Raw genomic sequence first — 13,178 nt, 5'->3', positions numbered from 1 at the left:
AAAATATGACCGGATTTTTTTTTCTCCACGCAAACGATTGAGTTGTTGAATTGGTGCCAACTGTTGTTTTTTTGTGCAAATATTATGAACTGTATCCCAGATTGGGTCTTATGGGTTCTTTTTTACGATTTAAAAACAGGCACGATGTTTTTTTTACGCTAAAAAGTGTTATAGCAGACCGTACCGGCAGTTTTTTAAACAATCAAACGTTTGCGCTTTATTCATTTTTGTACCGCATGGATGAAGCTATGAGGTTATCTGTACTTACTTTTATCACCATCAGCCAGGATGTTATTTTTTTTGAAGGGATTTTAAAACAGGTGGAATGGGATCAATCGAATGGGTTTGTCCGCCACCGACGAAAATGGCCATAGTATATTTATCTTTGGGACACTGATCTGTATCCGTAAGGCTGCCTTTTTCTTCGGAAAGAAACAGACAAAACTGTTGTTGACCGAAGGTATTATCCGGTGCGGAACTGACTTTATCAACGGCCTTTCTTTCCGAGTGATATAAATGCGCGAAGAACGGGAATGCACCCAAGGAAAGCATAGCAATGTTATTGTCAAAAGGACAATATAGAGCACTGGTTTGAAAACTACCCCTGATCTCGATGGCACCGTTGACCGACAGCTCTGGTTGGCAGGCGAGGTATTGTTAAAACGGACACACGGATAGTCGGGCTGCAATGCATAGAAGTTGTCCCATTGGATATACCTTCCCGTCGAAACAAAGTGATAATGGGTTATCCCACCTGATATATTGCTTGTACCTCCCCAGTCATAGTACACATTGTTGCCCAATTTACATCCCCAGGCACTACTGGAGGCTGGGGGAATATTCTGGCAGAAGGCTGGGACAGCGAGCGCTATTAAAATCAAAGAAAAAAACCAGGTAGGTATGATTCCTGAAACACTGGCTTTAGCCCTGCAAGGCATTAAAAACATATAGGACATGGTAAAGATTTATAGATTTAAGGGTTCTTTAAGAAAAGTCTTTGTTATTCAGGGACTGTCGGTTTTTATACCGATGGCTGGCAGAAATACCGCTCCTGGTAATAAAATATAAGCTTGGGGACCTGCATCAAATTAATCGCCTCCAATCCTTCAGAATTCAATATGATTTCAAAATTTACGGGATCATCATGCAGCCTGGATTCCAGTTGCTTAAGATAGAGGTTAGTAGCTTTTGCCAGTGCTGAATTTCCAATGACCTTTCCGTTTAACCAGTCGGTCTTTGCACATTGTTTGCCAGTTGCAAGATCGACACGTTTTTTTTCAATTGTAATCCTCATGTAGATAAAGGAGTTACCTTCCTGATCTGTTTTTCCTTTCAGAAAGAAAAGTAAACTGAAATTTCTTTTCATAAAAGTAATCTTAAAGGTGAAAAAAGTTAAGATTGCAATCAAAAAAAGTCAAGATTTTTGCGTGGTAAAATAGTTGTATTACAGATAGTTATCATCAAATTCGGTGCATCAGATTTTTTTGTTTGACGCACCTCGCATATGCGTTATTTGGCCAAAAAAGCCAATAAATACAAAAAAAAAGCCTGCAAATCATTGATTTGCAGGCTTTTAGTGTTTTTTGGTGAATTTTGTTACTGATTCCAGTGGAGCCGAAGGGAGTCGAACCCTTGTCCAGTTGTGAGATAAATTATACCTTCTACATGCTTATTTTTCAATTGATTTTCGGGAAATAAACGGGCTGAAAACCGACCTTATTTAAATCCTTAGATACTTTATCTCACTTTAAGTCGTATCTCCTTAAAGCCAGCTTTGTTGTTTCGATGCCCCAGATTCTAACCCAACAATGCAGCAGTTAGAGGGACAAAAGCTAGTTAGTTCTAAACTAAGCAGCTAAGGCGTAAGTATTTTCGCCAACTAAAATGTGAACGTTCACTTTAAGTGCTCTCCGTACAACGCACTGCATGCTAACATAACCTTCGCCACCCTGTCAAATCCAAGAACGGCCCCTTTTTAGTTTACAGTTTTAAGTAATCAGTTTGTAAACCGAACTGCAAATATACAAATAAAATGCCAAATAATAGCTGTAAACTAATATTTGGCATCTAAAACTGCGAATTAGGAATTGCAAAATGTCAACTATATTGTTCTTCCAGGGTATTGCTGCAATGCTACTTCCAAACAGTCCATAGCTGCGTTTAAATCGCCGGTATTTAATACGTACGCCATGCGCACCTCGTTTTTACCAGAACCTGGGGTAGAGTAGAAGCCGGTTGCAGGTGCCATCATTACCGTTTGGTTATTGTGATTAAAATCTTCTAAAATCCACTGACAGAATTTATCAGCATCATCAATCGGGAATTTTGCTACCACGTAAAATGCACCGCCCGGATTAGGACAGAAAACGCCTTCTATATTATTTAACCGGCCAACCAAAGTATCACGGCGCAAAGTATATTCAGTATTTACTTTTTCAAAATAACTATCTGGTGTATCTACGGCCGCTGCACCAGCAATTTGCTCAACCATGCCCGGGCTTAATCTTGCTTGCGCAAATTTTAATCCTGATGCAATAACTTCTTTGTTTTTGGTAATTAAACAGCCTAAACGTGCACCACAAGCGCTGTAACGTTTAGAAACCGTATCCATAATAACCACATTTTCATCTAAGCCGATTAAATGCATTGGTGAAATAAATTCCCTTCCATCGTAACAGAATTCACGATAAGCTTCATCAGAGAATAAAAATAGATCGTATTTAACACAAAGTGTTTTTAAAGCCTCTAATTCTGCTTTTGAATATAAATAACCAGTGGGGTTATTGGGGTTACAGATAATGATCGCCTTGGTTTTTTCAGTAATCAATTTTTCAAATTCGGCAATCGGCGGTAATGCAAAACCATTTTCAATGTAAGAAAGGATTGGTTTTACCACCACGTTGCTCATACAGGCAAAGCCATTGTAATTGGCATAAAAAGGTTCTGGGATGATAATTTCGTCGCCCTCGTTTACGCAGGTTTGCATGGCAATGGTGATGGCCTCAGAACCACCAACCGTTACCAATATATTTTCGGGTGTAATGTTGTAACCCAGTTTATTGTAGTATTCGGTAAGTTTTAAACGGTATGCAAGTGTACCTTCTGATGGTGTATAGGCCCAAACATTAAAATCAATGTTTTTGATGGCGTTTAACATTCCTTCAGGTGTTTCTATATCTGGTTGACCAATATTTAAATGGAAAACTTTTTTACCATCTTTTTTAGCTTGATCTGCAAATGGAGTTAACTTTCTGATTGGCGATGCAGGCATCTGCACACCTTTTTGTGAAATTTTTGGCATGGCACAAAAATAAAAAAGTCCCGATGAAAATCGGGACTTTTTAAATATTATCGTTTAAAAAATTATTTTGAAGTTGCAGCAACCGTTTCACCTTTAATGTAAAGCACTTTAATTGGTGTTTTAGCATTTGAAGTAATGGTTACGGCTTTCGAAAAAGTAGATGGGCCAGCAGCAGCGTTAAACGTTACTGAAATTACACCAGTTTCACCTTTTTTCAATGGTGTAGAAGTGTATTTAGGTACTGTGCATCCACAGCTTGCTTCAGCTTTGGTGATAATTAAAGGTTCTTCACCAACGTTGGTGTATTTAAAATCGTATGTTACTGGTTTGTTTAAAACAATTTTACCGAAATCGTGAGTTTCCGATTCAAATTTAAACTCTGCAGGCTTAGTTTGCGCATTTACAGCAATACCTAAACCTAAAACAAAAGCGAATAATACTAAGATCTTTTTCATGTTATGTGGTTGTAATTTATTTTTTAAATTCTAAAACAAATTTAATGTTTTCATATTAAAACAAAAACTATTCCAAATATATTTTACAAATCCATATATAATTTTACAATGGAGGATAAAGGCAAACTTTTAATTTTGTATATATTTGCCGCAACCAATCTTTGATTACTATGCCGAATGAAAAATTGATGACCAACACTATTGATGCTTCTGAACTAAGTTTTAACGATTTTAAATCTATCGTAATAAACGACTATAAAATAGCCTTTGAAAGTAGGCAGGCCAGTGTTTTAGGCCGTAGAGAAGTATTAACAGGGAAGGCTAAATTTGGGATTTTTGGCGATGGGAAAGAAGTACCCCAGGTGGCTATGGCAAAAGCTTTTAAAAAAGGCGATTGGCGCTCGGGCTATTACCGCGATCAAACTTTTGCCTTTGCAACAGGGATTTCTACCATTAAAGAATTTTTTGCACAGCTTTATGCCAATCCAACCGAGGGAGCAGATCCATTTTCGGGCGGAAGACAAATGAACTGTCATTTTGCAACAAAATCAATTAATGAAGATGGAAGCTGGAACGATTTAACGCAAATTAAAAACTGCTCATCAGATATTTCTCCAACAGGTGGCCAGATGGCCCGTTTGGTTGGTTTAGCTTATGCTTCTAAATTATTTAGGCAAAATAAAGAGCTCGATTACCTAAAACACTTTTCGGTTAACGGAAATGAAGTTGCTTTTGGTACCATTGGTAATGCATCAACTTCTGAAGGGGTATTTTTTGAAGCCATTAATGCTGCAGGTGTTTTACAAATACCTATGGCCATTTCTATTTGGGATGATGCCTATGGCATTTCAGTTCCGGCAAAATATCAAACTACAAAAGAAGATATTTCTGAGGTTTTAAAGGGTTTTCAGCGTGATCCTGATCAACCAGGATATGAAATTTATAAAGTAAAAGGCTGGGATTATCCAGCTTTATGTGAGGTGTATGAAAAAGCAATAAATGTTTGTAGAGATGAACATGTACCTGTTTTAATTCACGTTACCGAACTTACTCAACCACAGGGGCACTCTACCTCTGGTTCGCACGAAAGGTACAAATCAAAAGATCGTTTATCTTGGGAAACCGAACACGATTGTATCCTGAAAATGCGTACCTGGATGCTCGATTCGGCGGTAGCAACCGAAGAGGAAATTGCAGAGATTGAAAAAAACGCAAAGGTTTTTGTACGTAATGCACAAAAAGAAGCTTGGAATGAGTTTTTAGATAGTATTAAACCAGAACAAAAACAAGTGGTTGATTTAATTAGTGGTATAGCTAAACATCAACCAGAACTGGCTAAAATTGCAGCAAATCTGGCTTCAACTGCCGATGCACAACGGCGGGAAGTTTTTACTGCTGCACGAAAAGCCATACGTTTATCGGCTAGTTTTGGCTCTCCAGAACGCAATGAACTGTTAGCATGGTATAAACAGCAGGCTAAGGTTAATTACGACCGTTACAATTCTAAACTGCATACTAACGGCAAAGAAGGTCCGGATATGATTGCAGTGGTTAATGCTGCATATGATGAGCAATCTAAAATGGTCGACGGTAGGGAGGTACTTAATGCCTGTTTTAACGAAAACTTTGCCCGCGATCCGCGTTTAGTTGCTTTCGGAGAAGATTTAGGGAATATTGGTGATGTAAATCAAGGTTTTGCAGGATTACAGGTAAAATATGGCGAGTTAAGAATTACCGATACTGGAATTAGAGAAATGACCATTATGGGGCAGGGTATCGGTTTGGCTATGAGGGGTTTAAGACCGATCGCCGAAATACAATATCTAGATTATTTAATTTTTGCACTGAATGTACTTAGCGACGATTTAGCGTCGCTATCATACCGTACCAAAGGGATTCAAAAAGCACCTGTTATTGTACGTACCCGTGGTCATCGATTAGAAGGAGTATGGCATTCGGGTTCACCAATCAGCATGATTTTAGGCGCTTTAAGAGGGATGCATTTATGCGTACCAAGAAATATGACCCAAGCTGCCGGTATGTACAACACCCTTTTTAGGGCTGATGAGCCTGCAGTAGTAATTGAGTGTTTAAATGGTTACCGACTTAAAGAAAAACTACCAATTAATGTTGGCGATTTTACGGTTCCATTGGGCAAAGCAGAGGTTTTAGAAGAAGGAACTGATATTACTGTAATATCTTACGGTTCGTCATTAAAAATTGTTCAGGAGGCAGCAGAAGAATTGAGCTTATTGGGCATTTCGGTAGAAATTATAGATCCACAAACACTGTTGCCTTTCGATACCACACAGGTTTGCGTAAACTCGCTTGCCAAAACCAATAAATTACTGGTAGTAGATGAGGATGTTCCTGGAGGTGCATCTGCATATATCCTGCAAAAGGTACTGGAAGAGCAAAAAGGTTATTTTCATTTAGATGGTCAGCCGAAAACATTATCGGCTAAAGCACACCGTCCACCATTCGGGTCAGACGGTGATTATTTCAGTAAACCATCGGTTGATGATGTAATTGAAACCATTTACCAGATGATGCATGATGCAAATCCAGCTAAATACCCTCCATTTTTTCAATAAGGTGATAGATAAGGTATAAGATTTAACCGTCTGAATAATTTAAAGGGTTTACAATCAGTTTCTTATTTTGTTTATGCTTAAATGATTGGGATTTTGATGGAAAGGTACAATACTGATTACCTATTGATTAGTATTTTAATTACTTTTATAAACCAAACCCTATTTTGTTATTTCTTATGTTTTATCTCATCCCGGATATGAAACGCCGTGATTTTCAAGATTTTTCATGCCCATTTTCTAGTAGGAACAAATCATTGGTTTGATCAGAAAATGAAGCGCCATCTTGTAAATGCTCGGTTTGTTAGTAAAGCGTGTTTTTTTAAAAAAGGCATGCTGTGTCTCTTTTTCTCGTTTTTATACGCGGCTAGCTTTAGCCAGGTGAGTGCGCCGCAGAAAAAACTGGATAGCCTTTTAAGTTTAAATCAAAAGAATTTAAAATCAGACTCCACTAAAATCAAAATATTGACGGAAGTTTACCGCCAATACATGAGGATGAAAAATGTAGATAAAGCAGAAGAATATGTGGATAAAACCATTCAGCTTTCGCATGAGAAAAATTTAAAAAAATTCTCTGCAATGGCTTATTACCGTAGAGGCTTAATGTATCACGGTAGGTCTAATTATCAAAAGGCAGAAGAAAACTATCATAATGCAGTTGCCGAGTTCTCTTCATTAGGCAATTTGGATATGGTAGCTGGTGCTTACCTCAATCTAGGTGCCTTATATGGCAGTATTCCCGATTATGTTAAATCATTAGAAGTTAACCAAAAGGCAATAGCGATCTACGAAAAAATGGGCAACGAAACCGATATGGCAAGTTGTTATACCAATATTTCTACTATTTATCAGCGTTTGGGTAATCAGAGTCAGGCACTGGTTTACATGAACATGGCACTAAAAGTTTTTGCTAAAGAAGGCGAAAATACAAGAGGCGTAGCAGTTGTTTATGAGCTGATTGGGACCAATTATTTCGAGGCTTCAGATCGTGAATTAACGGAGATGAATGTAATGCCCAACCAGAAAATAAAACTGGCCTTAGCGTATTATAATAAATCGTTAAGGGTATCAGAAGCTATCGGAGATATAGGGTTGGTAGCTACCGTTAAACGAGATCTTGCCGATTTGTACAGTTCGGTAGGACAAAAGGATGCGGCGTTAAAATCGTATCAAAAATCGGTCGATTTAAATAAATCGGGAGAAGATAAGGAAGCCTATGCCGCAAGTTTATATGCTTTGGGAAACTTTTACCAAAAAGAAAATGATTTTGAAAATGCAATCCTATTACTCAATAATAGTTTAAAAATTGCAGAAGAAAACAGACTGCTGGATATTGAAAAACTAGCTACTTTAGGACTAAGTGCCGTATATGAAAAACAAAAAGACTATAATAAATCATTAGCCTATTACAGACAGTATATTGCAGTTAGAGATAAAATTTTCGATCAGGAAAAGGAAAAGGAAATTACCAGAAGGCAGCTACAGCTCGATTTTGGCATTAAAGAACGCGACTATTTATTGAAGCAAAAACTTACAGAAGGCGAGTTAAAAAGACAACAACAAGAACTTGCGCTAAAAAGGCAACAATTAGTTTTGAGTGATAAAGAAAAAGCATTAGATCTGTTAACTTTTCAAAAGGCAAAAGCTGATCTCGATATTCAGCGTTTGGCTCAAAACAGCAAATTTGCTAGTGCTAAATTTGAGGCACAGTTAGCCGCCGGAATAAAGGATAAACAGATTAGTAAACAGGTGCAGCAGATTAAATTTGACGAACGTATAAAATTATTCCTTACCATAGCCACTACACTTATTCTGATTATTGCCATTGTTATATTTTTTAACCAACGGAAAACAACCAGGCTGAATAAGATTATCAATACTCAAAAACGAGAGTTAGAGCAGTTAAGTAAGGTTAAAGATCGCATTTTTAGTGTAGTAAGTCATGATATGCGTACGCCTGTTAATTCATTAATTTCCTTTATGCAGCTGTTAGAAGGTGGTAATATTGAGCAAGAGAAGTTAAACAGATATGCTGCGTCACTAAAAAATAATCTCACCTATACCTCCACAATGATGGAGAACCTCCTTAATTGGGCGGCCAGCCAGATGCAGGGGTTCGACCCGTATTTAGAATCATTAGACGTTTATGATCTGATTAATGAAGTTATCCTTTCTTTGCACGATAACGCCAATGAAAAGAGCTTAGCTATTCAGAATTTAGTGCCAGTCAAAACATTTTGCAAAGCTGATTCGAATATGTTCATGCTGGTTATTCGCAATATCATCAGTAATGCAGTTAAATTTACGCCTAATGGCGGTACCGTCACAGTTAGTGCTGTTCCCAATGGAAATACGCTGGAAATTAAAATTTCAGATACGGGCATCGGTTTAACGCCTGTACAGGTCGAACATTTTAATAAGCCAGGTTATCTGGGCGCGGGTGTGAGCACATTGGGTACCAATAAAGAAAAAGGTACAGGTTTAGGTTTATTGCTCTGTAGAACCTTTATTAGCCTAATGGATGGTAAAATTAGCGCCGATATTAATCCTACAGGCGGAAGTTATTTTAAAATAATTTTGAAGAAATAAACTTATTTTAAAAATCTCGACAGAATTTTCTTGTCAATTGATTTTTCTAATAATTCTTGCCGGTTAGAAGCACTTATTGGAACCAGAAAGTTATGATTTAAATGAACCTCATGATTGGTTAAGGTTACAATATGGTTAATGTTAATAATGTACTGTTTGTGTACTCTTGAAAAAATTCTCGAAGGCAATTGTTTTTCTAAATTTTTTAGGCTTACCAAAATAACATGCTTATCGCTACTGGTAAATAGCTTTGAAAAATCGCCCATACTTTCAATATAAATTACATCATTATATTTCAGCTTGGTTATGCCTTTAGTTTCCCTAAAAAAGAAATAATCATCGTCTTTTTTATCGTCGCTATTTAAGTTTTCGACAGGAAGTTTACTTACTTGTTTCCTTAATTCAATATACTCAATTGCTTTATTGGTGGCTTTTAATATGCGTTCGAATGTTGCTGGTTTAACAATAAAATCCAGGGCATCCAGATTAAAGCTTTCTGCAGCGTACTCACTAAATGAAGTGATGAAGATAAATAGCGGCTGTTTTTTAAGGCTCTTTAATAAATCCATGCCAGAAAGTTCTGGCATATCGATATCAGAATAAACGATATCTACTGTAGTAGTGGCTAAAATTTGAGAAGCTTCTATACCATTACTGCAAACAGCGATAATATTTAATGATGGGATTTTTCTTAGGTGCATTTCTATAGCATCTCTTTCAATTTCATTATCATCAACAATTAAACAGCTGTACGTCATTTAGAAATAGGTTTATATAATTTATTTTAGAGAACACGTATTTTTACTTAAAGTTTGTAATTTACGTTAAAATGTGGATTATAATACAATCCAGGTATCATTTTATAGATAAACGTAACATCAACATTTATTTCTGGTGTTTCTTTTCACCAGTGTATAATTTTTCGCCTGCTTTTATAGCCAATTGTAAGTCGTTTTCTTCTGGCGGCACAGGGCAACGGTATCCGTCACTATAGGCACAGTAAGGATTATAGGCTTTATTAAAATCGATTTCGATGTGATTATCTACGATTTCTTTTGCATCCAGATCGATGTATCTGCCACCGCCATAAGTTTCCTTATTATTAGTTTCGTCAGTAAAGGGGAGAAATAGGTGATCTTTATAAACCGGGTTGGTTGATAAAGAAACACTTCTATATAAAGTCATTTGAATTTTTTTGTCATTCAGAACGAAGTTTATACGTGCATATTTATAATAATCGCTGCTGGAGCCATTAAAAGCAGGCATTTTGAAAACTTTTTCATTCTTCAGTATTTCTACATCAGCCAAAATTTTATATGCACTGTCTGCATCATAAAAGTGAAGGTTTTGCAGGTCTTTTTTCTTGAGCGGAGACCGTTCTTCTTTAATGAAATCCTGTTTATAGGTTTCACGATGTTTTGCGATTTGTTCAGCATAACTTTGTGCAAAAGTATTCACGCTGATCAATAACAAGAAGAAAGTGATGATTCTCATTAACAAAAATTAAATAATACTTGCTTTGTTTCTTAAAAACTGATCAGCTAAAACGAGTGCTGCCATGGCCTCAACAATTACTACCGCTCTAGGTACCACACAAGGATCATGTCGGCCTTTCCCTTTAATCTCTGATGCTTCACCAGCTGCATTTATGGTTTGTTGGTTATGCATAATGGTTGCTACAGGCTTAAAAGCTACTTTGAAGGTAATATCCATTCCATTAGAAATGCCGCCTAAAATACCACCGGCATAATTGGTTGTAGTTTTAAAAACTTTCAAATCGGCAGCTTTTGGCTGAGGGATATCATTGTGCTGCGATCCCCTTAACTCACTTCCGGCAAAGCCTGAGCCATATTCGAAACCATGAACCGCATTAATACTAAGCATGGCTTTACCTAAATCGGCATGTAATTTATCAAAAACAGGCTCACCTAAGCCAGCAGGGCAGCCTTTTACTACGCAGCCTATTTTTCCGCCAACGGTATCGCCATCTTTACGAACCGAATCAATAAATTCAATCATTTCGTGTGCAGTTGCAGGATCAGCACAACGCACAATATTTTCTTCTCTAATTTGCAATAAAGCTGATAAATCATTACTTTCTAAATTAGGCGCTTCTATTGTTCCTACTGAAGTTACATGTGCAAAAATTTCAATGCCCTGTTGCTTTAAAAATAGCTTGGCAATTGCTCCGGCTGCTACACGGGCAGCAGTTTCGCGCGCAGAGGAACGACCTCCGCCACGGTGATCGCGGATGCCATATTTTGCATCATAAACATAATCGGCATGGCTAGGGCGGTAAACATCAACGTTATGACCATAATCTTTTGATCGTTGATCTTCGTTCGGAATTAAAAGTGCAATAGGCGTGCCTGTACTTTTTCCTTCAAATACACCCGATAAAATCTGAACGGTATCACTTTCTTTTCTTTGTGTGGTAATTTTGGATTGGCCCGGTTTGCGTTTGTCCAGTTCTGACTGGATAAAATCCATATCGATATCCAATTGCGCCGGACAGCCATCAATAATTACCCCAATGGCTACGCCATGAGATTCGCCAAAAGTGGTGATGCGAAATAGTTGTCCGAATGAGTTGCCTGCCATGTTTGTTTAGATGTGAGAAGCTAGATATGAGATTTGAGAAATACTCCTGTTATCATATCTAAACTTCGATGTTTTAGTTTAAATTATTTAGATGTTAGATTTGAGATATTAGATTTGAGATTTCGGCCTCAAATTGCACTCAAATCTGGTTAGATTAGTGTTATTTTATTTCTTGAGCCTCACGTCTAGTATCTCAAATCTCATGTCTCAGATCTAGTGTCTCAAATCTCTCTTACCTCAAAGCCTGCTTTTTTCAAATCTTCCCAATAATACGGATAAGATTTTTCTACTACCTGCATTTCTTCAATTTCAACTTCGTTAATCAATAATGCTAGTGGTGCAAAAGCCATCGCCATACGGTGGTCCTCGTAGGTTGCAATGGTAATTTTATCTGGGAAATGAAGATGATCAGTGTTTAGTGTATAAACCAGATTGTCTTCAATTAAAGTAACGCCTATTTTTGCCAATTCGTTCTGAAGGGCTGCAATACGGTCTGTTTCTTTAATTTTTAAGGTTTCTAAACCTGTGAAAGCCATGTTTTTGCCCAAAGCGGCTGCAATAACGACAATGGTTTGTGCTAAATCTGGACAGGTTTTTAAGTCTAAAACCTCTTTTGTATCTAAAGAAAGGCCTAAGTTGCTAATGGCAATTCCATTATCGGTTTTGCTGGTCGCGATGCCAAAAATCTTCATGATATTTTTGATCTGGCTATCGCCCTGCAAACTTTTTTCTTTTAAAGCAGGTAAACTAATTTCTGCTTCATCAGCTAAAGCTGCAATGCTATACCAATATGATGCGGCGCTCCAGTCGGGCTCTACAACCAAAGTACCATGTTTAAAAGCCTGTGGTTTAATGGAAATCGAATTCCCATTCCAGGTATGTTCAATACCAACTTCTGCAAGCATATCTAAAGTCATATCTACATATGGCTTCGAGGTCAATTCACCTTCAATCTCTAATACCAGGCCTTGTGGTAGGATAGGAGCAATCATCAGCAAGGCTGAGATATATTGACTACTGATATCGCCTTTAATTTTAACTTCAGCAGTTTTTTGGTTTAAAGGGCCAACAATATTCAATGGCGGGAAACCTTCAGCTTCTGCATAAGAAATATCTGCGCCAATCGTTCTTAAAGCCTCAGCTAAAATACCAATAGGGCGCTGTTTCATCCGTTCCGTTCCGGTTAACAGGAAATTTCCATTTTTAGCCGAAAGGTAGGCCGATAAAAAACGCATGGCTGTTCCTGCTGGGCCAACATCTACTGTTTTTGATTCCTGGATTTCTACTTCTAATTCTTCTTCAAGATTATTAAGGATGCCATTTAAGGTTACCGTATCGGCAGCATTGGAAAGGTTTTCAACTTTAACCAGTTTTTTGCTTAAAGCGCTAATAATTAAAGCCCTGTTGCATTCGCTTTTTGAGCCTGTTAATTGGATTTCCGTATTAATATTCTTGGTTCCTTTAAAAGAAACTAAGGCGTTTTTCGACATTTTATTCTGTTTTTATTCTTAAATGTAAGTGTCAGATGATAACATCTGACACCACATTATATTTGTTTTTTGAGTTATCGAAATTATTATAAGTCCTTCGACAGGCTCAGGATGACACCACTGTTAAACTTAGCTTTAAGCTTTAGTCTTT

Annotated in this window: 10 protein-coding genes and 1 other RNA gene; 2 read left to right on the top strand and 9 right to left on the bottom strand. The window is 37.4% G+C overall.

What is annotated here, in order from left to right:
* Positions 1-291: 291 nt before the first annotated feature.
* The 5 genes from EZ456_RS12955 to EZ456_RS12935 all read right to left on the bottom strand — a co-directional run bounded on the left by EZ456_RS12955 (position 292) and on the right by EZ456_RS12935 (position 3,756).
* Positions 292-552, bottom strand: coding sequence for a hypothetical protein (locus EZ456_RS12955; protein WP_131530772.1), 261 nt, complete (start codon positions 550-552; stop codon positions 292-294).
* A 469-nt stretch (positions 553-1,021) separates the two neighbouring features.
* The gene (locus EZ456_RS12950) at positions 1,022-1,366 is read right to left on the bottom strand and encodes an Arm DNA-binding domain-containing protein (protein WP_131530770.1); all 345 of its coding nucleotides are present in this window, start codon (positions 1,364-1,366) and stop codon (positions 1,022-1,024) included.
* A 240-nt stretch (positions 1,367-1,606) separates the two neighbouring features.
* Positions 1,607-1,972: a transfer-messenger RNA gene (gene ssrA / locus EZ456_RS12945) on the bottom strand.
* Between the two features lie 129 nt (positions 1,973-2,101).
* Positions 2,102-3,301: a pyridoxal phosphate-dependent aminotransferase gene (locus EZ456_RS12940; RefSeq protein WP_131530769.1), complete on the bottom strand. Its 1,200-nt coding sequence runs from the start codon at positions 3,299-3,301 to the stop codon at positions 2,102-2,104.
* Between the two features lie 62 nt (positions 3,302-3,363).
* Complete coding sequence (locus tag EZ456_RS12935) at positions 3,364-3,756, bottom strand: DUF1573 domain-containing protein (RefSeq protein WP_131530768.1); 393 nt, start codon at positions 3,754-3,756, stop codon at positions 3,364-3,366.
* A 170-nt stretch (positions 3,757-3,926) separates the two neighbouring features.
* On the opposite strand from EZ456_RS12935, the gene EZ456_RS12930 reads away from it, so the two are divergent.
* Together EZ456_RS12930 and EZ456_RS12925 are read left to right on the top strand one after the other, a co-directional pair.
* Entirely contained in the window at positions 3,927-6,350 is a 2,424-nt protein-coding gene (locus EZ456_RS12930) for an alpha-ketoacid dehydrogenase subunit alpha/beta (RefSeq protein WP_131530766.1), read from the top strand.
* A 330-nt stretch (positions 6,351-6,680) separates the two neighbouring features.
* Positions 6,681-8,936 (top strand): ATP-binding protein, encoded by a 2,256-nt coding sequence (locus tag EZ456_RS12925; RefSeq protein ID WP_165501316.1) that lies wholly within the window; start codon positions 6,681-6,683, stop codon positions 8,934-8,936.
* A 2-nt stretch (positions 8,937-8,938) separates the two neighbouring features.
* Here the strand turns inward: EZ456_RS12925 and EZ456_RS12920 are convergent, their stop codons facing one another.
* The 4 genes from EZ456_RS12920 to aroA all read right to left on the bottom strand — a co-directional run bounded on the left by EZ456_RS12920 (position 8,939) and on the right by aroA (position 13,027).
* The gene (locus tag EZ456_RS12920; protein WP_131530762.1) at positions 8,939-9,694 is read right to left on the bottom strand and encodes a LytR/AlgR family response regulator transcription factor; all 756 of its coding nucleotides are present in this window, start codon (positions 9,692-9,694) and stop codon (positions 8,939-8,941) included.
* Positions 9,695-9,821: 127 nt separating this feature from the next.
* Positions 9,822-10,430 (bottom strand): DUF1684 domain-containing protein, encoded by a 609-nt coding sequence (locus tag EZ456_RS12915; protein WP_131530760.1) that lies wholly within the window; start codon positions 10,428-10,430, stop codon positions 9,822-9,824.
* Positions 10,431-10,439: 9 nt separating this feature from the next.
* A complete protein-coding gene (aroC, locus tag EZ456_RS12910; RefSeq protein ID WP_131530758.1) occupies positions 10,440-11,537 on the bottom strand; it encodes a chorismate synthase in 1,098 nt (365 codons plus the stop codon).
* Between the two features lie 221 nt (positions 11,538-11,758).
* Complete coding sequence (aroA, locus tag EZ456_RS12905) at positions 11,759-13,027, bottom strand: 3-phosphoshikimate 1-carboxyvinyltransferase (protein WP_131530756.1); 1,269 nt, start codon at positions 13,025-13,027, stop codon at positions 11,759-11,761.
* Positions 13,028-13,178 lie beyond the last annotated feature (151 nt).

Source organism: Pedobacter psychrodurus (assembly GCF_004331735.1).
Taxonomy (GTDB): domain Bacteria; phylum Bacteroidota; class Bacteroidia; order Sphingobacteriales; family Sphingobacteriaceae; genus Pedobacter; species Pedobacter psychrodurus.
Note: the sequence above shows the minus strand (reverse complement) of the source record. Positions and strands in the feature narration are given on the sequence as shown.

Coding starts and splice junctions, on each gene's coding strand:
- EZ456_RS12955 (WP_131530772.1), bottom strand. CDS start 552: ATGCTTTCCTTGGGTGCATTCCCGTTCTTCGCGCATTTATATCACTCG.
- EZ456_RS12950 (WP_131530770.1), bottom strand. CDS start 1,366: ATGAAAAGAAATTTCAGTTTACTTTTCTTTCTGAAAGGAAAAACAGAT.
- EZ456_RS12940 (WP_131530769.1), bottom strand. CDS start 3,301: ATGCCAAAAATTTCACAAAAAGGTGTGCAGATGCCTGCATCGCCAATC.
- EZ456_RS12935 (WP_131530768.1), bottom strand. CDS start 3,756: ATGAAAAAGATCTTAGTATTATTCGCTTTTGTTTTAGGTTTAGGTATT.
- EZ456_RS12930 (WP_131530766.1), top strand. CDS start 3,927: ATGCCGAATGAAAAATTGATGACCAACACTATTGATGCTTCTGAACTA.
- EZ456_RS12925 (WP_165501316.1), top strand. CDS start 6,681: ATGCTGTGTCTCTTTTTCTCGTTTTTATACGCGGCTAGCTTTAGCCAG.
- EZ456_RS12920 (WP_131530762.1), bottom strand. CDS start 9,694: ATGACGTACAGCTGTTTAATTGTTGATGATAATGAAATTGAAAGAGAT.
- EZ456_RS12915 (WP_131530760.1), bottom strand. CDS start 10,430: ATGAGAATCATCACTTTCTTCTTGTTATTGATCAGCGTGAATACTTTT.
- aroC (WP_131530758.1), bottom strand. CDS start 11,537: ATGGCAGGCAACTCATTCGGACAACTATTTCGCATCACCACTTTTGGC.
- aroA (WP_131530756.1), bottom strand. CDS start 13,027: ATGTCGAAAAACGCCTTAGTTTCTTTTAAAGGAACCAAGAATATTAAT.